This is a genomic window from Chitinophaga niastensis (genome assembly GCF_003014755.1).
GTDB lineage: Bacteria > Bacteroidota > Bacteroidia > Chitinophagales > Chitinophagaceae > Chitinophaga > Chitinophaga niastensis.
In genome coordinates, this window is record NZ_PYAW01000001.1 from 261,384 (window position 1) to 285,526 (window position 24,143).

Consider the following 24,143-nt stretch of genomic DNA (forward strand, 5'->3'; position numbering starts at 1 on the left):
AGCTTTCCTTGTCAACCCTTTTCAAAATACTTTGTTATCTATTATACAACTGATTAGTCATGTAATATTCGTGGGGATGCGTCGCGGAAATAATATACAACTGACTTTATTTGATTTGGAAGATATGTATCCATCTTATTCTATTGTTATATCGCCTCCTAAAAAAAACATAGAAGACATTGCGTTATTAAAGGTGGTATTACATCAGAAGATTGGGCTATCTCCTATAAATTTAAAATCAATTGCACATATTTCCTTGTTAAAACTGAGCTGTCCCGATGATGATCTTTTTATTATTAACAAAGTAAACAGGGCTATCTCTTATCAGCATAGGTTTAGTATAAAGCTGGACGGAGCAGACATTTTTAACCACAACACTTCAAAAACTTTATTCATAAAAATTAATAATCCAACTCCTATTGCTACCATACATCAGTTGATCCTCGCTCAATTTAATAGGCGCAGGAAAATCAATCCGCATCTAACTATTGCCAGAGCAATTCCCAACAATGATTTTAAGAAAATAACTTTATCTGCATTTGACTATCATGATGAATTTTTTTGCGATAGGATTACCATTTTAAAAAAACCGATTGACTCCATTAGATACAAAATCATTTATGAAGCAATGTTGGAAGAATAATTTCCCTAAAAAAGGAGAGGAGAAGTGAGAACTTCTCCTCTCCTGCTATTTTTGCGAAAAAGGGCTTTCTGCACGGTCTAGCTGTCCGCCTGCTTCAAACTGCATAAGGCCTGCTGTTTTCAGGAATTCTTTTCCTGCAGCCATTATTTTTTTATGAGATGATCAACGGCAATAGTGTTATACCGGATAAATGCTAATAATACCGCAAAGAAGGCAGCATGAATCAGTTGAGAAGGTAATGCATCCCAGTTTTCTATCATGGCTGTACCAAAAATGAGTATCACCATTACAATTCCCCCGCCTATTAAGGATATGCGCGTAAATAAGCCTGCCAGGAGCAGTAAGCCGATCACAAATTCCGCAATGGGTAGCGCGTAACTAAAAGGTACGACCATGAAGTCAGGTAACATCGACTTTTCAAAACTTTTCACCATCCAGGTACTGAAGCCATTTAGTTTGGGAAGTCTTACCAGTCCGTGCCCAAACATACTTGCAGCCACGGCCAGACGAAGTAATAAAAATACAATAGCATTATTTTCCATTAGTATAGTTTTATATGTCAAAGATCAGTTCCGGCAAACTAAAATAGCTGTACAATTATTGGATCATTCTGTACTTTTGCAGGTATGGTACAGGAAAACTTATATCAGCCTTTTGAGATAGAATACCGGGAATGCACAGAATGCCCGATAGATCCGCATAAGCACAATTTCTTTGAGCTGGTTTATATCGTAGAAGGCAATGGTGTACAGTGTGTTAACAAGAACCAGCTACCTTACAGTGCGGGTAAATTATTCCTGGTAATGCCGCAGGATTGTCACTCATTTGATGTAAAAGAAAATACAAAATTTTTCTTTATCCGCTTCAATAACATCTACTTAAAAGATCAGCAAAAAGATTGGATTCAACAATTGGAATTTATCTTCCAGCATACCAATCATATGCCGGGCTGTATCTTAAAAAACAAGAACGACAAACCGCTGGTAAAATCATTGGTAGAAGCCCTGATAAGAGAACTGGTAAATCAACAGGCATACCACAAGGAAATGGCGCAGCAGATCGTGAATACGATCATCACGGTAATAGCCCGGAATATTTTATTACAGCTACCGGAACAACCTAAACATCCGGGTAAAAGCGAAGCGTCGTTAAACATTTTGCATTACATACATGAGCATATTTATGTACCTGAAAAGCTGCGGTCAGAGCAGATTGCAGCGCACTTTAATATCTCTCCCACCTACCTCAGCGAATATTTTAAACGCAATAATGGTGATAGTTTGCAGCAATATATTACACAATACAAATTAAAACTGGTGGAAACCCGGTTACAGTACAGCAGTATGCGGGTAGGTGAAATTGCCGATGAGCTGGGCTTTACAGACGAAAGTCATTTAAACAGGATGTTTAAAAAATATAAAGGCGTTAATCCGTCTTCCTTCAGAAAAGAGCTGCAATCGCAGACTAACTGATTAAACATAAAAAAGCGCTCCCGTCTTAGCCGGAAGCGCTTTTTTATAGTTCATTGTTGTTACTATTCTTCTTCCTCTTCATCCCCATCATCTTCCAGCCACTCCATGTAAGAGTAGTACCAGTCTTCCAGCTGTTCCAGCAGTTCCTGTTTCTTTTCCGGCGTGTTTTTGTAGAATTCTTCTACATTATCGATTTCATGAACGATATCGATGTAAGCAGTTTCTTCGTCTTCTTCCACACGTTTTGCGAAGAAGCGGGGTTTCTCGGTATGAAAAATATATTCATTTTCCGGATCTGTTACAGGATCGTCTGCGATCAGAAATTTAGGTAACTGTGCCATAATGAGTTATTTACTTTTAATGATTCTCTCAATAAGAATTACAAAATTATTGATAATTAGCTAATAAAAAACATACTGTGAGAATGAATGAATTTATTCATAAAATTTCACATCTTTATAGTCGTTAAAACCCATACCATATGCAACAATACTGGATCAGGTGGGAAAGTTGGATGAAACAGCATGCCCCAAAATTACTTAACATCCTCAATCCCGGAGTAACCTTTGAAGCCATTGAATCTCTTGAAAAACTAACCGGAGCAGCCATGCCGGTCTCTTTCAAAGCATTTTACGCTATCCACAACGGGCAGCATCGGGTAAAAACCGGGCTGGTAGATGCCGACCAATTACTGGGTGTAGAGGATATCATTACACAGTGGCATCATTGGAAGGACTTACTGGATGCCGGCACTTTTACCTACAATGACGAACCCATCATGTCTGCACCCGACACGGGCATTAAAAACGACTGGTGGAATCCTTTGTGGATCCCCATTACCAGCGATGGCTACGGCAACCACCTCTGTATTGACCTGGACCCCGCACCGGAAGGGCGATATGGGCAGATAATCACCCTCTGGCACGATGACGGGCACCGGCAAATTCTGGCCAATTCTTTTGAAGAATGGCTCAGGAACTACATTATTGCCCTGGAAAAGGGAGAATATGTATTTGTTAAGAAATGGGGCATTGTACATAAAGACACTTTCCTGAATTACAACGATTGATAACTGACCGGTGTGCTGCCTGTCCACCGCTTAAAAGCACGTGTAAAAGCACTCAGCTCATTGTAACCCAGCATATAAGAGATGTCTTTTAACGGATAATTCCCGGAAGAGATATAATATACTGCCAGAGAACGTCGCACCGCATCTGCTACGTCCTGGTATTTCACGCCTTCTTCTTTCAGTTTCCGTTGTAAACTACGGGGACTTATATTAAAGTTAGCCGCCATGTCATCCAGCGAGGAAACACCCAGGTAGGAATTGGCGAGCAGATAATTATAAATTCTCAACTGTAGGGTTTGTGGTTGCGCTGTTGTGTTGGTCAGGGTACTCACCTTTTGCAACAACAGGTTTTGCAGCTCATAATTTGCCGTTAAAAGCGGCTCGTCCCAATATTTGATATCAAACACCAACACATATTCTCCTGCCCGTTTTGAGGGCCTGCAACGAAAAACACGCTCATACTCCGGCAAATCAGGTACTGTATATGCCAGTCGCACTGCCGACGGAGCAATTTTTTCCAGCAGCAAACCGTCCAGTTCGTGTATAACCATTACCAGCAGCAAGTCTATCAGTTGCCTGAAAGCATAGGGTGGTGTAGCACCATAATCAGTAGCCGGTATCAGCCTAACGGTAAATGTTTTGTTGGTACGGGTAAGCTCCATTCTGCATTGATCCGTTACCAGGTGTGTGAGTGCAGCCGCGTGTGTTAGCGCTTCCCCGGCGGTAGCGCTGCTCTGAATAATTTCGCCTACTATTCCTAATGCAGCGGGCTGCAATGATTCTGCAAAGTGTAAACCAAACAACGGGTCGTTGCTTAACCTGCTGGCATTCAACCACAGGTCCTGCAGTTGTTGTGCAGTAACGGGTGTGGCTGTTTTTTTCTTCAGCGCAGGTAAATCAATGCCTGCCAGTTTGCAAAGCTGGGCAGCATCAATATCGCGCTGCACCGCATAAGCAATCATACTTAATACCAATTGTTTCATACTATAAAGATATTCATCTATCAGATTACAAAAAACAAGTTGTCGTTAAATGATAAGTAATTGTCGTGTTAAGGTAAATGATAAACATCGTCGACGAAGTAGCTTTGCATTATCAATTCATCAACAACTAAAAATTATAAAAATGGAAAAGCAAACATTACAGGTAGTAACTGAATTTGTAACCGCAGTACAACAGGTTAATCTCGAAAAATTAGGCGCACTGTTACATCCTGAAATCAGCTGGGAACAGCCTGGCAGCAACCGTTTCTCCGGTACTAAGAAAACCAGCGGAGAAGTATTCCAGATGGTAGGTGGCATGTTTGAAGTATCGCAGAATACGATGTCATTAACAGATATCAAAACGATTGCAGTAAACGGTGACCAGGCTTCTGTTGTATTAACATGGAAAGCATCCAGGCCAGGGGCAGAATTGCACACAGATAACGTTGACGTATATACGGTAAAAGATGGCCAGATTGTAGCGGCTAAAGTATATGCCACCGATGTGCAGCAGGAAAATACTTTCTGGGGTAGATGATTAACGCAGCGGTAATACACGGGTAAACCTTTCTGGCAACAGGCTGCCGGAAAGGTTTTTCTTTATCTCCAGAAAAACCAATGACCGCATACACTTCCCTTACTGTTATTGATAACAGCAAACATCTCGACATCCGTTAATAAGGAGAAATCTATCACGGTTTTATTACAACTACTACAGTGCTTCCCCGCTGTAGTGTGGGTCATTTGGCCCCAATTCTCCTCGCAAGGTGTAGGAACAGATAGATACAGACCTTTCGTTGACTTCATAGGTTCGGGTTATCGGATATGAATATACGAAAATTTATTACACCCTTTTGTGGGAAAATTCCCGGTACTACCACAATAGCGGCTAAAACAGCTATTTGTAAGGATCTGTTTTTCAGTGAACAAACTGACTGGCATCATTGTTGAAATAATCTAGTCACCAGGCAATCATTTTTTAAATTTAAAAGGATAACAAAAGCAATCATTATTAAATTAAAAAAGATAACAAAATGAAAACTCCAAGACACATTTCCAAGTTCCTGTTTGCTGCCGCATTAGGCGCTGTAATGTCTATCGCAGGTCAACATGCATTTGCACAAGGCATCGACAGCACCGTTAAAAAAATAGGTCACAAAACAGCCTCTCTGGCTGTAAAAGGAACCTCTGCCATAACAGATAAAGTTTATAAAGGCAAAGAAGGTCCGAACGGAGAAACCGTTTACATCAACAAAAAAGATAAGAAATACATTGTAGACGAAAAAGGAAAGAAAGTATATCTGAAGAAATCACAGATTCACGATGAAAAGAATGAAAAGGATGAAAAGAAAAAAAAGAAAAACTAATTTATAAGTCGAAATAAAGAAGCCGGGGCAGGGAAACCTACCGGCTTTTTTGTTGCTGAAAAAATCTTCCTGCAGGCTGGCATACATAAATTGTTACGTATATTCATACTGACACAAAATGCAAGACTATGCAACTCAAACCTGGCACTTGCTACAAAATAGACGCCAGCGCCATCCCACCGCTGCTGCAGCGATTTGGAGCATATGAATTCATTGTAGCAGTTATCCACGCCAATGACACCTCCGACAGTGTTGTATTTGAATTGAAAAAAATATTAGGCGCTACTTCCGGTGAACAGGAAATGGCTACCCAGCAAATAGTGGAGACACATGCTAATGGCTTTTCACTGGAAGACATTACCGGTCGCTCACTTAACCTGCTGCAGTTTGAAAGAGAAAGCGCTTTTAAAGAATGGATTACGGAAGGTATTGCCACATTGTGCGACTGCAACACATAACCATCTATTCGTAGCGCAGTGCTTCGATAGGATCCAGTCGGGAGGCCGCCTGCGCAGGATAGTAGCCAAAAAACACCCCCGTAAATGCACATACCAAAAATGATAGCATAATAGAAGATTCAGACACCATAGTAGGCCAGCCCAATGTGAGCGTAATTACTTTGGCAGAAGTGATCCCCAGCACTACCCCAATTAAACCGCCGGTGATGCTGATGATGATAGCTTCTACCAGGAACTGCAATAAAATATCGATGCCCCTGGCACCAACAGCCATACGCAATCCTATTTCCCGCGTACGTTCCGTTACTGATACATACATAATGTTCATGATACCGATACCACCTATTACCAGTGAAATACCAGCAATGGCCGTCAATAGAATAGTGAGCAAACTACTGGTAGAGCTCAATGTTTTAATAAGCTCTTCCATGGTTCTTACCTGGAAATTATTATCGTCTGCCGGCCGCAGACGATGCGTTGTTCTAAGGATATCTATTATTTCATTGGTAGCTTTATCCGACATCCCCTCACTGATGGCTGATGCATAAATACTTTGAAAATAAGTAGTAGCCAGAATGCGCTTCTGTACAGTGGTGTAGGGTGTAAGGATAATATCATCCTGATCCTGACCAAAAGAACTTTGTCCTTTAGCCACCAGGGTACCTATCACCTGCAAGGGTATAGCATTGAGCCGGATGACCTTCCCAACGGGGCTTTCACCACTTGGAAACAGGTTATTGATAACCGTTTGCCCCAGCAGGCACACCTTTGCTGCGGTAGCTACATCGGCATCAGAAAAACTAATGCCTTCATTCACTGTCAGCTTGCGGATATCAAAGTAAGAAGGAGCTACGCCCTGCAGCGACGTAGGCCAGTTAAGGGCACCGTAAATCGCTTGCCCTTTTGTAGATGATACTGGTGATACCGCACTCACATATTCCGCATTATTCTCAATGGCCTTTACATCTGTAATGGTTAATGACTGGAAGCTGGCACCTTCTATTCTCACGCCACCAGTAACATTACTACTGGGCAATATGGTAATCATATTAGAACCCATACTACTCAGCTGGGATTGAATGCTTTGTTTAGAACCCTCTCCTATGGCCACCATAGCAATTACAGCAGCCACGCCAATGATGATGCCCAGCATGGTCAGGAAAGCCCGCAGTTTGTTACGCTGCAAAGCCCTTAATGCGATTCGTATGAGGTTGATTGCACTCATTACTGTTTGTTAGTTAATAATCATCTGCCGGTGGCAAAGCCTCCAGCGCCTCTTTTGCCGAACGTACATTTTCATTCTTACTATCTTTCACCACTTTGCCATCACGCAGCATTACCGTTCTGCTGCTGAAAGCAGCGATATCCGGTTCGTGGGTAACAAATACGATGGTTTTGCCTTCCAGCTGATTCAGGTCCTGCATGAGGGCCATTATCTCGTAGGAAGTGCGGGTATCCAGGTTGCCCGTGGCTTCATCTGCCAATATCATCACCGGCTGATTTACCAATGCCCTTGCAATGGCTACCCGTTGTTGTTGTCCGCCGGAAAGCTGGCTGGGTGTATGATCTCCCCGGTCTGCCAGCTTTACTGATTCCAGCGCACCCAATGCTTTATCTTTTCTTTGCTTAGCCGTTAGTTCGGGATTATAGAACAGCGGTAACTCCACATTTTCCAGTGCAGAAGTACGCGGTAATAAATTGTATGCCTGAAATACAAAGCCTATTTTATGATTGCGCAATCGCGCCAGCTCGTTGCGGGATAATCCACTCACATTCACGTTATCCAGCAGGTATTCTCCATCCGTAGGCTTATCCAGACAACCCAATATATTCAGCAACGTAGTTTTACCGGAGCCACTGCTGCCCATAATAGTAATAAACTCACCGGCATGTACGTCAAAGGTGACGCCCTTTAATGCACGCACTATCTCTGTGCCCATTACGAACTCACGCTTGATATGCTGCAATTCCAGGATCTTGTTGTTCATCGTTTGCGGCCTCCTCCCATTTTTGGTAAGAACGGGCTTTTAGCAGCTCCGGCTGCTACTGCAGTGGGGCCAGTGTTCATATTAATGATTACCACATCATCCTGGTTTATTCCTGAGAGTACTTCTATATGTGTGTTATCATTGAGTCCTGTTCTGATATGTTTTTGTATCAGCGTATCGCCGCGGAGCAGCCATACGTAATTAGAGGACCCTAACCGTGTTCCGCTTTTTAACTTACCGGCGGTGGAATCACGTTTCTGGCCTACATTTTTGCGCACCGCACTTTGTATTACATAATCTTTCAGCTGTACAGAATCCGGTCGGAATTTGAGCGCTTTTACCGGCAACAGCAAGGCACTGTCTTTTTCTGCGGTGACGATGGTAACGTTAGCCGTCATACCCGGCTTTAGTTTCATATTATCATTGGGGGCATTAATGATGGTATTATACGTTACTACATTGGATGCAACGGAAGGCTGCAGGCGGATTTCCTGTACACGCCCCGCAAACACATCTTCCAGGTAAGCATCTACGGTGAAGGTTACACGTTGTGAGTCTGTAACGGTGCCAATGTCTGCTTCATCCACTCTCGACTCTACCTGCATCTTGGTAATATCCTTTGCAATAACGAATAAGGTAGGTGTATTAAAACTGGCGGCCACGGTTTGTCCTACGCTCACGTTCCTGTTCAGCACAACTCCTTCTATGGGTGAAGTTATTTCAGTGAAAGAGAAATTTTTCAACGCTGACTGTAACTGGGCATTTACACTGGCCACATTGGCTTTGGCCTGACCCAGCTGGTTGGTAGCCAGGTCGTGATCTGCTTTACTGATAGCACCGGTTTTATATAACAGGTCCTGCCGCTGAAAGTTATTCTGCTGGTATTCCAGGTTGCTTTTAGCCACCAGTAAATTGGCACTGAACTGATCTACCTGGGCCTGAAACAGGGCCTTGTCCAGTTCAGCCAGTAGTTGTCCTTTTTTTACATGGCTGTTAAAATCAACATACAAATATTTAAGTGTGCCTGAAACCTGTGTGCCCACGGCAACTGTATCCACAGGCTGTATGGTGCCGGTGGCAGTAACGGTAGTGGCTATATGTCCGTATGCAGGTTGCGCTGTTTCAAATGAGATCGGTACCGGTTTCTTCCGGATAAAAAGATACCAGATAACAATCAGCGCCAATATGATTACCACGGTGATGATAACTCCTTTATACTTTCTCATACCTCTTTTGCATTTATAGTTTTACCGGCACGCCCCTGTAAAAATCATATATCCTGATATTCAGTGCAGCATTGTATTTAGCCTGTGTATAAGATTGCAAAGCCTGTATATATAAATTCTTCTGCTGCAGAAAAACCACAATATTGGCTGCTCCTACTTTCAGTTGCTCGCTGGCTATACGATAGCCTTCCTGTGAATATTTCAATTGCTCTACCGCAGCATCGTACTGCGCCTGTGCATTCTGCACATTGATATAAGCCTGTTCAATTGTTTGGGAGAGATTGGTTTTGGTGTCTTTCAATGTTAGTTTAGATTGATCTATCCCGATCTTTGATTTCTCTACATTGGTTTTAACCACCCTTCGTGTAAAAATGGGTACGGACAGTGTTAACCCTATCTGCTGATAAAAATTATTATCTATCTGTTTAAAATAACTACTCCCTGAATTTGATCCATAGGAAGACCCCAATGCCCCGCCTGCAGTAATTGTGGGCAGGTAACCGGATTTTGCTTTTGCCAGATCCAGTGAAGATATCTGCACACCCAGTTCACCACTCTTTACTTCCGGCCGGTTTGCCAGGGCAGAATCCTGCGCTTCCTGCAGCGTAGCAAGATGTGTATTGGAGATGAGTGTATCCGGCGCTGTTATTTCAAAGCTGTAGCTACCGGGTAATTGCAACAATTGTTTTAAGACAAGCTTATTCTGCCTGTGCTGATTTTCTGCGATAGTGAGCAGATAGCGGTCATTAGCGAGTTGCGACTGTAATTGCACCAATCCAATCAATGCAATGCTGCCGGCATCATATTGTTGCTGTCCTTGTTTTACCTGTGCTTCAGAGGTAGTTACCACATCCTTTACATATACAATATTCTCCCGGGCCAGTAAGATGTTCAGATAAGCCTGTGTAATGAGTACGGTTATATCGTTTACCTGTTGGGCTATATTCAGCCCTGCTACCTGCATTGCCAGGTTCTTTTGTTTGATGTCATAGTTGAGAAATCCACCCTGATAAACGGTGAGGGCTGAATTAACGCCATAATTACCAGCAGCAGACAGCTCATAAGACGAATTACCAGCGGCACTAATTGTTTTACCACCATTCAGTGATTGTGTAGCGGAAGCGTTCAGGTTAGGCAGCCGGGCAGCACGGGATAACAACAGATCCTGTTCACTGCTCATCCGGCTTAATCTTAAACTGTTTAACTGGATATTATTCTTCAGGGCATAATCAAAACACTCCTGCAAACTCCACTGAGCCGGCAAAGCTATGCCGCTGCTGTCCTGCGCCAACAGTCGCGGACTCACCAAAAAGGAAAATACAAAAAAGAGTAAAATTGTTCCGGGCCATCTGAAAAACATCATCGTATAACCATTGATGTTAGTAAAATCTGCAGATATAGAACGGGGTTAAATAGTAATACAATATAACGAATAATTCGTCTTCATACATCAACGGCACTTCAAAAATTACGAATTACAAATTGCGAATTACGGATATAAGCGAAGATCGCTTATATCCGTAATTCGCAATTTGTAATTCGTAATTATCTATATAGCATTTTTAAACGTTGCATTTGCCCTGCCACTACCTTCAGGTGGCCCCTGGTACCAGTTTTCATCATAATACACGAAAAATGCCATCCAGATGGTACGGGACCAGCGCATAATAAGCGGTTGCATCACCAACAGAATAAATGCGTTTACACCCAACCACCAAAAAATACGGTTATCGTATATAGAGAACCCGATGAATAACCACCAGGCAATAAAACTGGCTACACATATTGCAATAGACAAGGCATAACTAACATAGCCGGTACCGTAATAAAATCCTACTTCCACTTCTACCTGTTGTCCGCATACCGGGCAGGTATCGGGCATCTTCAAACAGTTTTTAAGATCATAGGGATTCTTACTTGTATAAATAGCTCCCCGTCTGCAACGGGCGCATTTATTACCCAGCAGGCTTTTCAGCAGACCGGATTTTTCATGATTTTTATCTGCACACATATATGGAGGCTTTAAATTTTATCAGGAAATATTTTTACGAAATTCTTCCGGTGTCACACCTGCATATTTTTTGAAGAACTTAGTAAAATAGGAGTTGTCTTCAAAGCTTAGCTGGTAAGCAATAGACGCGATACTCATATCTGCATTGATCAATAATCTTTTTGCTTCCAACAGCACACGGTCACGGATAATTTCCCCGGCCGATTTGCCCAGCATATGCCGGCAAAAAGCGTTGAGATAATTAGGTGTTACATACAAACGCGCAGCATAGTCTTTGGGCAGGTGTAGCTGCATATAATGCTGATCCACCAGTTTACGGAAATTACGCAGCAGTACATAGTTGTGCGGAGGCTCCTGTTTAGCATGTTTCTGTCTGCTGGCACGGCTTACCTGTATAAACATTTCCAGCACCTTTAACCGGAGGAGATCCTGACTATACACCTGCTCACCGCGTATTTCTTTTAACATCTCTTCAAACAACTGTGTTACCACAGGAGCGGTTGCTTTGGGCAACTGTACCACGCCTTCAGCACTCACACCGCTGAAAAAAGGAAATCGCTCTACATATTCAGCGTCCTGTAAAAATGCGTTAAAGAAATCAGCGGATACATTCATCACGTAGCCCTCTGTCTTTCCGGAAAAGAACCAGCTATGTACCTGTCCGGGTATCATAAAGTAAAGCTGACCGGGCTTAACAGGAAAACGTTCAAAGTCAATAGTATGGCTTCCTCCCCCGGCAGTAAAAAACACCAGGTGGTAAAAAGAGTGGCGGTGCGGAAAATGAATATCCTTATGCACAGCCAGATACGCTGAGAATCTGGCGACCAGTATATCTTCTGATGCCGGTCTTCCCATTGCCAGGGAACAGATATCGTATGTAGGAATGAATGCCTTTGACATGATGTTACAAAGGTAATACGGAGGAAGGAAAGCGGATTGTGGAATTAGGGGCTTTAATGGTACTTTTTACTTATTGTAAATATCTGAACTGTGATTTATACGATTAATGTGATTATCCTGATGTGGGAAGATTTCAGCGAAGATTATTCGCGTTGATCTCCCCACATCAGGATAATCACATTAATCATATAAATCACAGTTTATTTGACATACTTCATCAGCCATTCATCCATTTCCCACAGCATATGCAGGATACTTTCCTTAGCAGCGTAACCATGGCTTTCCTGCGGCAGGAATACCAGGCGTGCAGTGCCGCCATTTCCTTTGATGGCATTGTATAATCTTTCGCTCTGGATCGGGAAGGTGCCAGAGTTATTGTCTGCTTCGCCGTGGATCATGAGTATAGGCGTTTTAATCTTATCTGCATAAGAAAACGGAGACATTTTATAGTATACATCCGGCGCCTGCCAGTAAGTACGTTGTTCGTTCTGGAATCCGAATGGCGTTAAAGTACGGTTATAGGCTCCGCTACGGGATATACCGGCTTTAAATAAATTCGTATGTGCAAGCAGGTTAGACGTCATAAATGCGCCATAAGAGTGACCACCAACGGCAATGCGGTTCTTATCTCCCACACCCATGGTTGTGATCTTGTCTACAGCCGCATCAGCATTCATCACCAATTGCTCAATAAAAGAATCGTTTGGTTCTTTATCACCTTCGCCTACAATAGGCATTTCAGTAGCATCCATGATAGCAAAGCCACGGGTAACCCAGAAAATAGGAGAACCATAATTTACACGCGTGAATTTATAAGCGGAACCGCGTACCTGTGCAGCGTCGCTGGCAGATTTATATTCGCGTGGATAAGCCCACATAAGTACCGGTAAACGTCCGTCTTTAGCGGGATCATAGCCTTTTGGCAGGTATAACATAGCCGTGAGGTCTACTCCATCTTTGCGTTTATATTTCAGCAGTTGTTTTTGAACACCTTCTAATTGTGGCTGTGGATGCGGGAAAGCGGTTAAAGTTACCGCTGCGTTTTTCTTTTTCAGGTCCTGCAGATAATAGTTCACAGGAGATGTTACAGACTCGCGTGCCACTACTACCACCAGTTTGGCCGGATCAATCACATTGGTTACCTGCTCATAGTACGGAGCCTGTGAACGCCACAGGATGTTCTGTTTGCCGTCATTCAGACTGAATTTAGACAGGAACGGACGGTCACCTTCGGGAGATGCACCGGGTGCTGTCATCAGTAATTCATTAGACGGCGATACATACAATACAGATCTGTTGTATTGATTTTTCACCATTACCGGCTCTCCGGGATCATTATAGCGGTCATTTTCGGAACGGTCAATAATGGTTACCGGTGCCTGTGCGGGATGAGACGGATCTATGCGGCTTACCTTTACTTTTTGTTGTGTGTTATTGACATCTGACACCAGTGCCAGCTGTGCATTAGCCCAGGAGATACCAGCAAAGCGGTTAGTTGTTTGTACCAGTAGTGTGGGGTCTCCATTAAAAGGTGCTGCCAGTGTATTTACTACATCGCGGAAAGGCACTTCTTTTTTAGGATCACCGCCATCCAGGGCCTGTACCCACCAGATAGTAGCCGGGGCATCATTGCGCCATGCAAAATTGCGCGGATAGTTGCTGGTGGCATCAAAACCTTTAGGTCTTACTTCATCCAGCGGATTGCTGGCCAGTTTTTTCACCAGCTCTCCATTCATTTTCCATATTTCTATTGCTGTTGGAAAACGTCCGGCACCTACCAGGTAAGAGTATGGACGATGCAAACTTTCCATCAGCAGGTATTGATTGTCGGGAGATGGTGCAGCGGTACTGTAAATAGCAGGTTTACCGATTACCTGTTCGCCGCTGTTACTGATGATCAGCGGTTCGGACTGGAAATAGTAATCGAATAATTTTTCATCATAAGGATTCTTTAGCATATCCTGAAAAGTAGCCGCAGGAGCTGCTTTACCGCTGGTTTGTTGTACTGTAGGGCCTTCCGGTGCTACTGGTTTTTCCGGTGCATTGCCAATACCGGCAGGAACAGCCATCGCGAGGATACGCTCTTCATCTATCCAGGTAAAAGCCGGTACTCCGGTATCATTCAACCGGCGGGTACTTAGCTGTTTAGCCACACCGCTGGCCACATCAGCCTTCCACAAAGTGATGCTGTTGTTATTAGTAACGGTGAAGGCTATACTCTTTTGTGCCGGCGACCAGCGTATGTTGCTGATACGTGCATTAGCCGGGAGCCCTGTAACCGCATACTCTTTTTTTCCATTTACCAGTTTAATACGGATAGCGGTAATATAACCACCCCTGCTGGGGCCAAAATTAGCCGGGTTAATCCGGTTTCCGGCCAGGCGGTATTCCGGCTGCGATAATTCTTCAATAGTAGGATAACTGGTGCGTTCCATCACCAGCATCACATCTCCTTTGCTGTTAAAATCTACCGATGGCGAAGGTGCTGCCATGGCTAGTTCCAGAATACTTTGCGGAGGCGTCTGATATTTCAGCGCGTCCTGGGCATAGGTTCGAAAAGTAATGAATAAGGATAACGATAAAATCAGTTTTCTCATATAGCGGTTGAATTAATAAGCTGTAACCAAGGTATCCGGCCAAAATAAACTTATTGCTGCGGAGAACAAAATGGAAAGTGATGAGTGATATTAAAGGGATTCATTAAATGTACGAAAGAGGCGGTCCCACAAGCTGGTATAAAACCCAAAGTTGTATTGCTCATTTTTATGATGCCCGTGATGAAAGGTAGAAGTACCCAGATAACGTAATACCGGCCATTGGCGCACTTTTTCAGGCAGCGGCTCCATCCCCAGATGTCCCATCATACCAAACAATACATTTACAGCCAGGTAAATGATGATACCATAAATATTCATGCTGAATGCCAGCAGTAACAAGAGCCACAATCCGCCGAAGCTCAGCGTTTCCAGTGGATGAAGTATAAAAAGATCAATCGGCTCCGGATCTGTAGATTCGTGATGTAGCCCGTGTAGCAGCTTGTAGACAAATGTTTTATGGATGCAGTAGTGAAATATATACATCAGCAAGTCCATGGCCAGGAATAAAAACACCGCGTCTATTATTATCCATCCGGAAAAACCGGTTGAAATATGGATGTAGCCCTGCTTCCAGAGCCAGTACCCAACATAGGTGACAATAGTATTTAATACACAGGTGAGCAGCGCAATGCTCCATTGTTTGCGGCTATACGAAAACATCCTGCTGCGTGGTTTACGTTGCAATACATTGCCCCATGCGAGTACGCCCAGCATAATCAGCAGATTTTCAGCCAGGAAGATAGTCCATAGCAGCCAGGCAGGTAGTGCGCGTAATATTTCAAGCAAGATGTTCATCTTCGCTAAAGGTAAAATAATTCAGCTATTTGATTATTTTATGCAGATAATGATCGCTGTTAAAAAATAAATGATCGGATCATCAACAATCAAAATTTCTGTTATCTTTGTAATCATCAGATGATATGACGAATATAAACAGCTCTCCATTAAAACGTCTCAGCCTGGCTGAGGAAGTAGCAGACAGACTGCAGGGATTGATCACCTCCGGCAAGTATGCCTTAGGACAACAATTGCCTACAGAACCGGAACTGATGTTACAGTTTGCCGTTGGGCGCTCCAGCATCCGCGAAGCTGTAAAAATACTGGTACATCGGGGACTCCTGCGTGTACAGCAGGGCCTGGGCACTTTTGTTGCCTCACAAACAGGATCCGGAGAAGCTTTGTCGCAGCGACTGCAGCGGGCAGACTTTGAAGACCTGAATGAAGTGCGGCTTTTACTGGAAGTAAAAATTGGGGAAAAAGCAGCAGTACACCGCACGAGCAAGGACATAGAAAAAATGAAAGGTTTCCTGAAAAAACGTTTTGAGTACGCGGCCGCCAATCAGCTGGAAGCCTGCATACAGGCGGATATCAACTTCCATAATACCATTGCGGAAGCCTCCAAAAACGAAATCATGCGGGACCTGTACAGAACCGTAGCGGAGCATTTGAAAAAAGCCTTTGCATTGCGTTACCGCAATACAGACTCATTTACGGAATCACAACATCTGCATGATGCTTTACTGCAAAGCATTATAGACAAGGACCCTAAAAAGGCACTGGTTTGGGCAACCAAAATCAGTGGCATTGCCAAATAATTTTTTTACCTGAAAACATCAGATGATCTGATCTTAAAAGAACAGAAATGGAAACAACATTATCAGAACAGACCCAAACCGACGCCAAACAAGTAGCCCAGCAAACAGTGCTCTCCATCTTACTGGCCCTGAGTTTTACTCACTTCCTGAATGATACGTTGCAATCGCTGATACCCGCTATGTACCCGGTACTAAAGGGTACACTGAAACTTAATTTTACACAGGTAGGTTTAATTACCTTCACCTTCCAGATGTCCGCATCGCTATTGCAGCCACTGGTGGGCCTGTTCACCGATAAAAGACCACAGCCCTATTCACTGGCTATTGGTATGAGCTTTACTTTACTGGGATTGATTAGCTTGTCTTTAGCACATACCTTCCCTATGGTGCTTGTATCTGTAGGACTGGTAGGTATCGGGTCTGCTATATTCCACCCGGAAGCATCGCGACTGGCCTATATGGCTTCCGGAGGCAAACATGGTATGGCGCAATCCTTATTCCAGGTGGGCGGCAATGCCGGCAGCTCATTGGGACCTTTGCTGGCAGCCATGGTAATTGTACCATTCGGACAGTTTCATATCATATGGTTCTCTATTGCCGCATTGCTGGCTATTGTGGTGATGCTGAATATCAGCAAATGGTATCTGGCCAACACACATCGTATTAAACCCAAAAAGGTGGTGCAGCAACTGGATAAGCCTACACTCTCCAATACCAAAGTGATATTTTCACTTGGCATATTGCTGACACTTATCTTCTCCAAATACTTTTACATGGCAAGTATGACCAGCTACTATACTTTTTACCTGATGGATCGTTTCCATTTATCCGTACAAAGTGCGCAGGTATACCTGTTTATATTCCTATTTGCAGTGGCAGCCGGAACCTTCATTGGTGGCCCTATTGGCGACCGCATTGGCCGTAAATATGTGATCTGGATTTCTATCCTGGGGGTAGCACCATTTTCATTATTGCTACCACATGCTACTTTATTCTGGACAGCCGTACTCAGTGTATTCATCGGCGTTATACTTTCTTCTGCATTTTCCGCTATCCTGGTATACGCACAGGAACTGGTACCAGGCAAGGTAGGCATGATTGCCGGCCTGTTCTTCGGACTGGCATTTGGTATGGCCGGTGTAGGTTCTGCCCTGTTGGGTAAGCTTGCAGATGCTACCAGCATCAATCATGTATACCAGGTATGTGCTTATCTGCCACTGATAGGACTCCTGACAGGACTATTACCGAATCTGGAGAAGAAGAAACAATGATTTATATGATTAATGTGATTATCCTGATTAGCGAAGATTAACGTGATTTATTTTCCGCACTGATCTTCGCTAGTCAGGATAATCACATTAATCATATAAATCACAGTCTTATCTTCGCACCCTAAAAAATAATTATTATGTGGAAAGGCATACTGCTTGTGCTCCTGGGCGCTTGCAGCTTTGGGATATTATCAACGATCGTTAAACTGGGCTATCAGCAAGGATTTACATTAGGTGAACTTTGTAGTGTACAGGCAGGATTTGGCATGCTGGCTTTGTGGGGAATTCATTTTTTATCCAGGGCTCAAACTTACGGGCTCAAAAACAAGGATGTCCGCACTTCCTTTATACTCGGCAGTTCTACCGGTCTTGTGAGCATTACTTATTATCAGAGTGTACAATATATTCCTGCCAGTGTGGCCATTATCCTGCTCATGCAGTTTACCTGGATGAGTATGTTGGCCGAATGGATCATCTATAAAAGGAGACCTTCCGTTGTGCAGTGGATAGCGGTAATATGTATATTGGCAGGCACCCTGCTGGCCGGTGGTGTATTAAATAGCGGAGCAGCACAGCTCAACTGGAAAGGCATCGGCTTTGGTTTGCTGGCAGCTTTATGTTATACCGTATTTATTGTGGTGAGTGGCCGGGTAGCACCATCTTTAAAGCCTGTGCTTAAAAGCGCCTGGATTGTTACCGGGGCATTTCTGATCATCACCCTGATATTTCCACCGGTATATTTTTTTAACGGACGCTTTACCGGCGCTGATTTATGGATCTGGGGGCTGCCATTGGCGGCTTTTGGTACGGTATTGCCGCCTTTTCTGTTTTCCAAGGGGATGCCGCAAACGGGGGTATCCCTGGGAGCTATCCTCAGCGCGGCCGAATTGCCGGTGGCGATGTTATCGGCCACCATTTTCCTGCACGAATCCGTATCTGCCTTGCAAATACTGGGGGTAGTGATCATATTAAGTGCAATTGCCATGGCAAATCTGAAACGACGGTCGCCGGTAATGAGTACTATTTAAAACCCATGAGGTGTTTTTTTTATTTATCTTTGCCCCCTCTATTAGAACTTAGTGATTTACGAACTGTTTTTTCATGAAAGCATTTAATTTTTTTATTCTATATCGTCTGCCGATAGGTATCGTGTTATTATTAGGCGGTATTACACTGGGCTTGACTGTTGGCTGGTGGGAAGCTACTATTGTGCTGATACTGGCACTGGTATGTTTGGTTACACATGTGATGTTCGGGCCCATGAGAATGGTACAGGAAGCCGTGGAAGCCGGTGACATCGAAAGAGCTACCGCGCTGATGAACCAGGTAAAGTTCCCCAAACTGCTGTACAAACCTATCCGCTCTGTATATTATTTTATGCAAAGCAACATGGCCATGTATTCCAATGACCTGGACAAAGCAGAGTCTACTATCCGCCAGAGTATCAATTCCGGCAGCCCGATGAAGGAATACGAAGGCATGCAATATTTCCAGCTTGGAACCATTGCCTACCAGAAAAATGACCTTAAAACGGCTGATCAGAACCTGAAAATAGCGATGAAAAAAGGCCTTCCGGACAAAGAAAACACGGCTGCGGCCTTGTTAACACTGTCTTCCATAGCCATGAGCCGCCGCGATTTCAAGTCTGCCAAAGAATACTTCCGCAGAGCTAAAGCACAAAAGCCTACCACTGCGCAGATCGTGAACCAGATCAAAGAAATGGACAAATATATTTCCCGGATGCCCGGATAAGCAACTGGCTTTTAGCTGTTAGCAATTAGCTGTTAGTAAAAATGCAGTGGAGATGAAGTATGATACTTTTATCTTCGCTGCATTTTTACTAACAGCTAATTGCTGAAAGCTAATCGCTCTTTTTAAAACTATTCGTTGATGCAAATGAAATTTTACGCCACTTTATTTTCTATACTTGGGTGGTATACTGCAGCTATGGCGCAGGATTCTAACCGGGTTAGCCAACTCAATGAAATTACTGTTACCGCCAGCAAAGGGCCGCAAAAGGCCAGTGAAACGGGTAAGGTAGTCACCATCCTCACCCACGAGTACCTGCAAAAGAACAGCGGCAAAACAATTGCCAGCATCTTAAATCAACAGGCCGGACTGGTAATAAACGGGGCTGAAAATAACCGGGGTACAGTCCCCGACGTATACATGCGCGGTGCTACAAATGGCAACGCACTTATCCTGGTAGATGGCTTGCCGGTAAACGATGCCTCCCAGATAGCCGGTACATTTGATCTTAATTTTATTTCCCCGGATCAGGTAGAAAGAATTGAAATCCTCCGCGGTAGCCAATCTACGCTCTACGGCTCCAATGCTGTGGCCGGAGTGATCAATATTATTACCCGCAAAAACAGTGATAAAAAATTTGGTGTAGGCGTAAATGCCAGCTATGGCAGCTACAGAGATTACCAGAGCAATGTAAACGTACATGGCAACCTGGGGCACTTCTCCTATATGCTGGGTTATAAACACGAAAAAACAACCGGGTTTTCTGAAGCCTACGATTCTACCGGCAAAGCCGGTTTTGATAAAGATGGCTTTTCACAAAACAGTGTTTTTGCCAAAATGGGGCTGCAAGCCGGTTCCCGCTGGAATTTTCAATACCTGCTTAACTGGAGTAAATATCATCATGACCTGGACGAAGGCGCGTTCATAGATGATAAAGATTATACCAGTAAATCCAGGTATCTCCTGAATGGCTTCAGTAGTGAGTATAAGTTCAAAAAGGGCTCCTGGCATTTTTTGTACAGCTACCAGCGTAATAAACGTGATATCCTCAATGATTCAATAGATGTTCCGGTAAATGCCTACGCAAAATTCGACAGTTCTGTTTTTATTTCCAATACGCACCAGTTTGAAACCTATGTAAACTGGGATGTTACCAACCAGGTAAGACTCATCAGTGGCGGAGCTTTTACGCTGTCCAAAACAAATCAGTACGACCGGCTGCTGAGCCTGTGGCCCGGTTCTACGGTAGCCACTACTATATTGTCTCCTGACAGCTCCAATACTAATCAAACCAGTTTGTATGCTTCCCTGCTATTGCATAACATGGGTAGTTTTAACCTGGAGCTGGGTGGGCGTTTCAACTATCATAGCCTCTATGGTAATAACCAAACGATCTCTTTTAATCCATCTTACCTGATTAATCAGCAACATAAATTATTTATCAATATATCTTCTGCTTACCGGGTACCTACACTGTACCAGTTATATGCTACCGGTTATGGCAATAAAGGGCTGAAACCTGAAACTACCACCAGCTATGAAGCTGGCTACCAGGCTACGGTGGCGCATAATACGCTTGATTTCCGGGTTACCGGTTTTGCCCGTGATACCCGCGATCTGATCATTTTCTATTATGATCCTGCTACCTATTTCAGTCAATACCGCAACGCAGACAAACAACAGGCATACGGGGCAGAAATAGAGGCTAACTGGAGTATTACCAGGGCACTGGAACTGACGGTAAATTACACGTATGTAGATGGCCGTATCACGCAACGTCAACAGAACAATAAAGACTCTATCTATTACAACCTGTACCGTGTGCCCAGACATGCACTGAATGCCACTTTGGGTTACCAGGTAACGCGTGCCTTCTATGCCAGCGCCACTTATAAATATATGGGGCAGCGCTATGAGGGTGTTAAACCTATGGGCGATTATTACACCCTGGATTTATACGGTGAGTATAAATTTGGTAACTTGCTTAAAATTTTCGCCGGGTTTAGAAATATTACGGATAATCAGTATTTTGATATTCTCGGTTATAATACCCGTCGGTTTAATTTTAACACCGGTATTGTATTTAATTTGTAAACACTAAAACCAACATAATGTCTTTAAAGAATCTTAATCCGCGATTTGGTGTATTGCTGCTCTTTATTCTGGCGGCAGGTGTAATACGTGTCGTGTTGGGTGCTGATGCGAATATGTCTCCGATAGCCATGTTCACGCCTGTAGGAGCCATGGCCTTATTTGGCGGTGCCTCTTTTTCCCAGAAGTGGAAATCATATGCTTTCCCTTTATTAACCATGTTTGCCAGTGATATTATCCTGATGCAGTTTTTTCATAAAGAATTTGCAGAAGGCCTGCTTTACAAAGGTTGGATATGGAATTACCTCAGCTTCGTATTTATTGTGCTGATAGGACAGTTGTTGATTAAGAAAGCGAGTGTTGGTAATATCGTTTTAGCATCTGTAGCTGCTGCAGTTACACACTGGATCGTATCTGATTTTGGTGTATGGATGTCCGGAACACTTTATACCAAAGACATGTCCGGGCTTATCAGCTGCTACGTAGCGGCAATTCCTTACATGAAGTTTAGCCTGGCAGGAAACCTGATCTATTGTGCCATCTTCTTCGGTAGCTTTGAACTGGTAAAACGCAGATTGCATTTTGCCCAATAATATTTTTGAAATTTTTTATTTAGAGATTTAGAGCTATAAGCAGATGACCAACATTTGCCTTACTCTAAATCTCTAAATTGTTATAGGAATATCCATTATTACGCTCTTTTGCAAGTAGTACAGCTGTCTTTAGCACCATTGTTACAGTAACCAACTGTAATATCTTACGAAAACGGACATACGTAAATAAACTACTAGTCATGCGCAAAGTTCAGATTTCCTTTTTTGCAGCAGCCCTATCTGTACTGGGTTTCACCTCTTGTCAAAAAGATAACGCAGCAACTGTAACAGTACCTTCTATAGTAAGCCCCGGGTTGAAAAATGGTCAGGACACCATTTATCTCGGTGACAGCAGGGTATTGAGTCCGCAATTAGCCAACACCAAAGATCCCACTTTCCTTTGGCTGGTAAACGGTGTGCAAGCCAGCACGGACTCCATCTTTACTTTTACCCCTACCAACAGAGGTGATTATACGATTTCTTATAAAATACTTTCGGGTAACAGTATGGCTTCCTACTACTACCGCATTAAAGTATTAGGTAAATATGATAATGGTTTTTATATCGTAAACGAAGGTTGGCTTGGTCATGGTCCCGGTGATGTAAACTTTTACCGTAACGGAGAAGACAGCGTTTACCAGAACGTATTCCAGCGGGAGAACCCCGGTAAAACATTAGGTACCACTACACAATATGGTGCTGTATTTAACGGACACCTGTACCTGGTTTCCAAACAGGGGCCGCTTGTAGTGGCAGATGCTTTTACCATGAAAGAAACTGGGCGCATACCACAATTACCTGCTGATGGCAGATCTTTCTGTGGTATCGACAATAACACCGGTTTAATTGGTACTGCCAATGGCCTTTATCCACTTAACCTGCAAACACTCACAGTAGGTACTCAAATTGCTGGTGTAAACGGACAGATAGGTGGCATGCTCAAAGCAGGTAATTATGTATTTGTAATTTCCCAGGCTGATGGCGTAGTAGTATTAAACGCAGGTGATTTCAGCATCGCGCAAAAAGTTGTAAAAGCAGATGTAGGTTTAACCCAAACGCTTGATGGTAAAGTATGGGCAAGCGGAGGCAACTCGCTGTATGCTATTAATCCGCAAACACTTACAACAGATACAATAGCTGTACCATTTACTATTTACAGCACGTGGGGTTGGTGGAACGCAGGTTCGCTGACAGCTTCCACTGCAGAAAATGTTGTTTTCCTGGCTAAGACCCTATCATTTGGTGGTGGCAATGAAATTTACAGATATGTAGCAGGTAATCCTGCTTCTTTACAAACATCTTTTATTACATTGCCTGCCGGCAAACAATTGTATAGCGCAGGTATCAGATATAATTCCAATAACAATACCGTGGTAATCACCGGTATTAAATCACCGGGCTACGGACAGGATGCACAAGTAAATACACTTTATATTTACGACGCATCTACTGCCGCTGCTAAGAAAAGCTTTGATTATACCGGCTTTTTCTTCCCGGCCATGCCAGTATTTAATTAACAGTTTTTAGCTTTTAGCAATTAGCTTTTAGTAGTTACCTGAAAGCTAATTGCTAAAAGCTAATCACTAACAGCTAACAGCTATAATATGATTCATCTGATCACAGGCGGCGCGAGGTCCGGCAAAAGTAAATACGCACAGGAACTTGCTTTATCACAAAGTGCACATCCCGTGTATGTGGCTACTGCCAAAGTATGGGATGATGATTTTGCACAGCGCATACAACGGCATAAAGACGAACGTGGCCCGGTGTGGGTTAACTACGAAGAAGAGTTGCATGTAAGCCGGCTGCCACTGGACGGACACACCGTTGTGATCGACTGTGTAACACTTTGGCTGACCAATTTTTTTGTACATCACGAATATGATATGGACGCTGCACTGCAAGCCATACAGGAAGAAATACATGCGTTGCAGCAAAAAGCCGGCACCTTTATCATTGTTACCAATGAAATAGGGATGGGTGTACACGCTGAAACGTCTGTAGGGCGCAAGTTTACAGACCTGCAGGGATGGGTAAACCAATACATTGCACGTATAGCCGGCACCGTAGTATTGATGGTTTCCGGTATACCCGTGGTAATAAAAAAAGACGCGTTATAAATCAACAGTC

At 43.5% G+C, this 24,143-nt stretch carries 25 protein-coding genes; 14 read left to right on the forward strand and 11 right to left on the reverse strand.

Annotated features, from left to right (window positions below):
• The first annotated feature begins 76 nt into the window (after positions 1-76).
• Complete coding sequence (locus CLV51_RS01075; RefSeq protein WP_106526161.1) at positions 77-643, forward strand: 2'-5' RNA ligase family protein; 567 nt, start codon at positions 77-79, stop codon at positions 641-643.
• 143 nt (positions 644-786) lie between these two features.
• On the opposite strand, the gene CLV51_RS01080 is transcribed toward CLV51_RS01075, so the two are convergent.
• A complete protein-coding gene (locus CLV51_RS01080; RefSeq protein WP_106526162.1) occupies positions 787-1,185 on the reverse strand; it encodes a DoxX family protein in 399 nt (132 codons plus the stop codon).
• Between the two features lie 84 nt (positions 1,186-1,269).
• Here CLV51_RS01080 and CLV51_RS01085 point away from each other — a divergent pair, with 84 nt between their 5' ends.
• Positions 1,270-2,115 (forward strand): AraC family transcriptional regulator, encoded by an 846-nt coding sequence (locus tag CLV51_RS01085; RefSeq protein ID WP_106526163.1) that lies wholly within the window; start codon positions 1,270-1,272, stop codon positions 2,113-2,115.
• A 62-nt stretch (positions 2,116-2,177) separates the two neighbouring features.
• Here CLV51_RS01085 and CLV51_RS01090 read toward each other — a convergent pair whose 3' ends face one another.
• Positions 2,178-2,456 carry a hypothetical protein gene (locus tag CLV51_RS01090; RefSeq protein ID WP_106526164.1) on the reverse strand — a complete coding sequence of 93 codons (279 nt, stop codon included), beginning with the start codon at positions 2,454-2,456 and terminating at the stop codon, positions 2,178-2,180.
• A 140-nt stretch (positions 2,457-2,596) separates the two neighbouring features.
• Between CLV51_RS01090 and CLV51_RS01095 the strand changes: the two genes are divergently transcribed.
• Positions 2,597-3,184: an SMI1/KNR4 family protein gene (locus CLV51_RS01095; protein WP_106526165.1), complete on the forward strand. Its 588-nt coding sequence runs from the start codon at positions 2,597-2,599 to the stop codon at positions 3,182-3,184.
• On the opposite strand, the gene CLV51_RS01100 is transcribed toward CLV51_RS01095, so the two are convergent.
• Entirely contained in the window at positions 3,172-4,167 is a 996-nt protein-coding gene (locus CLV51_RS01100) for an AraC family transcriptional regulator (RefSeq protein ID WP_106526166.1), read from the reverse strand. The two genes, CLV51_RS01095 and CLV51_RS01100, sit on opposite strands and share 13 nt — an antisense overlap.
• 142 nt (positions 4,168-4,309) lie before the next feature.
• On the opposite strand from CLV51_RS01100, the gene CLV51_RS01105 reads away from it, so the two are divergent.
• The 3 genes from CLV51_RS01105 (at position 4,310) to CLV51_RS01115 (ending at position 5,992) form a co-directional block, all read left to right on the forward strand.
• Positions 4,310-4,705 carry a nuclear transport factor 2 family protein gene (locus CLV51_RS01105; protein ID WP_106526167.1) on the forward strand — a complete coding sequence of 132 codons (396 nt, stop codon included), beginning with the start codon at positions 4,310-4,312 and terminating at the stop codon, positions 4,703-4,705.
• 496 nt (positions 4,706-5,201) lie between these two features.
• Positions 5,202-5,534 carry a hypothetical protein gene (locus CLV51_RS01110; protein ID WP_106526168.1) on the forward strand — a complete coding sequence of 111 codons (333 nt, stop codon included), beginning with the start codon at positions 5,202-5,204 and terminating at the stop codon, positions 5,532-5,534.
• Positions 5,535-5,662: 128 nt separating this feature from the next.
• Positions 5,663-5,992: a hypothetical protein gene (locus CLV51_RS01115; protein WP_106526169.1), complete on the forward strand. Its 330-nt coding sequence runs from the start codon at positions 5,663-5,665 to the stop codon at positions 5,990-5,992.
• 4 nt (positions 5,993-5,996) lie between these two features.
• On the opposite strand, the gene CLV51_RS01120 is transcribed toward CLV51_RS01115, so the two are convergent.
• From CLV51_RS01120 to CLV51_RS01155, 8 genes are all read right to left on the reverse strand, one after another.
• Positions 5,997-7,217: an ABC transporter permease gene (locus CLV51_RS01120; RefSeq protein ID WP_106526170.1), complete on the reverse strand. Its 1,221-nt coding sequence runs from the start codon at positions 7,215-7,217 to the stop codon at positions 5,997-5,999.
• A gap of 13 nt (positions 7,218-7,230) precedes the next feature.
• Positions 7,231-7,980, reverse strand: a complete 750-nt coding sequence (locus tag CLV51_RS01125; protein ID WP_106526171.1) for an ABC transporter ATP-binding protein — start codon at positions 7,978-7,980, stop codon at positions 7,231-7,233.
• On the reverse strand, positions 7,977-9,206 hold the full coding sequence (locus tag CLV51_RS01130; protein ID WP_106526172.1) for an efflux RND transporter periplasmic adaptor subunit: 1,230 nt from the start codon (positions 9,204-9,206) through the stop codon (positions 7,977-7,979). Before CLV51_RS01130 ends, CLV51_RS01125 begins: the two co-directional genes overlap by 4 nt.
• 13 nt (positions 9,207-9,219) lie before the next feature.
• Positions 9,220-10,569: a TolC family protein gene (locus CLV51_RS01135; protein ID WP_245898588.1), complete on the reverse strand. Its 1,350-nt coding sequence runs from the start codon at positions 10,567-10,569 to the stop codon at positions 9,220-9,222.
• A gap of 186 nt (positions 10,570-10,755) precedes the next feature.
• Complete coding sequence (locus CLV51_RS01140; RefSeq protein ID WP_106526173.1) at positions 10,756-11,217, reverse strand: DUF983 domain-containing protein; 462 nt, start codon at positions 11,215-11,217, stop codon at positions 10,756-10,758.
• Positions 11,218-11,238: 21 nt separating this feature from the next.
• Positions 11,239-12,117, reverse strand: a complete 879-nt coding sequence (locus CLV51_RS01145; RefSeq protein WP_106526174.1) for an AraC family transcriptional regulator — start codon at positions 12,115-12,117, stop codon at positions 11,239-11,241.
• Between the two features lie 200 nt (positions 12,118-12,317).
• A complete protein-coding gene (locus CLV51_RS01150) occupies positions 12,318-14,714 on the reverse strand; it encodes an alpha/beta hydrolase family protein (protein WP_106526175.1) in 2,397 nt (798 codons plus the stop codon).
• A 90-nt stretch (positions 14,715-14,804) separates the two neighbouring features.
• Positions 14,805-15,509 (reverse strand): sterol desaturase family protein, encoded by a 705-nt coding sequence (locus CLV51_RS01155; protein WP_106526176.1) that lies wholly within the window; start codon positions 15,507-15,509, stop codon positions 14,805-14,807.
• 125 nt (positions 15,510-15,634) lie between these two features.
• Here CLV51_RS01155 and CLV51_RS01160 point away from each other — a divergent pair, with 125 nt between their 5' ends.
• From CLV51_RS01160 to cobU, 8 genes are all read left to right on the forward strand, one after another.
• Positions 15,635-16,309: a FadR/GntR family transcriptional regulator gene (locus tag CLV51_RS01160; RefSeq protein ID WP_106526177.1), complete on the forward strand. Its 675-nt coding sequence runs from the start codon at positions 15,635-15,637 to the stop codon at positions 16,307-16,309.
• 47 nt (positions 16,310-16,356) lie between these two features.
• Positions 16,357-17,580, forward strand: a complete 1,224-nt coding sequence (locus CLV51_RS01165; protein ID WP_106526178.1) for an MFS transporter — start codon at positions 16,357-16,359, stop codon at positions 17,578-17,580.
• A gap of 137 nt (positions 17,581-17,717) precedes the next feature.
• The gene (locus CLV51_RS01170) at positions 17,718-18,608 is read left to right on the forward strand and encodes an EamA family transporter (RefSeq protein ID WP_106526179.1); all 891 of its coding nucleotides are present in this window, start codon (positions 17,718-17,720) and stop codon (positions 18,606-18,608) included.
• 73 nt (positions 18,609-18,681) lie between these two features.
• Positions 18,682-19,332, forward strand: a complete 651-nt coding sequence (locus CLV51_RS01175) for a tetratricopeptide repeat protein (RefSeq protein WP_106526180.1) — start codon at positions 18,682-18,684, stop codon at positions 19,330-19,332.
• 138 nt (positions 19,333-19,470) lie between these two features.
• A complete protein-coding gene (locus tag CLV51_RS01180; protein ID WP_106526181.1) occupies positions 19,471-21,423 on the forward strand; it encodes a TonB-dependent receptor in 1,953 nt (650 codons plus the stop codon).
• Between the two features lie 17 nt (positions 21,424-21,440).
• Positions 21,441-22,013, forward strand: a complete 573-nt coding sequence (locus tag CLV51_RS01185) for a DUF6580 family putative transport protein (RefSeq protein WP_106526182.1) — start codon at positions 21,441-21,443, stop codon at positions 22,011-22,013.
• 200 nt (positions 22,014-22,213) lie between these two features.
• The gene (locus CLV51_RS01190) at positions 22,214-23,530 is read left to right on the forward strand and encodes a DUF5074 domain-containing protein (protein WP_106526183.1); all 1,317 of its coding nucleotides are present in this window, start codon (positions 22,214-22,216) and stop codon (positions 23,528-23,530) included.
• Between the two features lie 87 nt (positions 23,531-23,617).
• Complete coding sequence (gene cobU, locus CLV51_RS01195; RefSeq protein WP_106526184.1) at positions 23,618-24,133, forward strand: bifunctional adenosylcobinamide kinase/adenosylcobinamide-phosphate guanylyltransferase; 516 nt, start codon at positions 23,618-23,620, stop codon at positions 24,131-24,133.
• Positions 24,134-24,143: the final 10 nt, after the last annotated feature.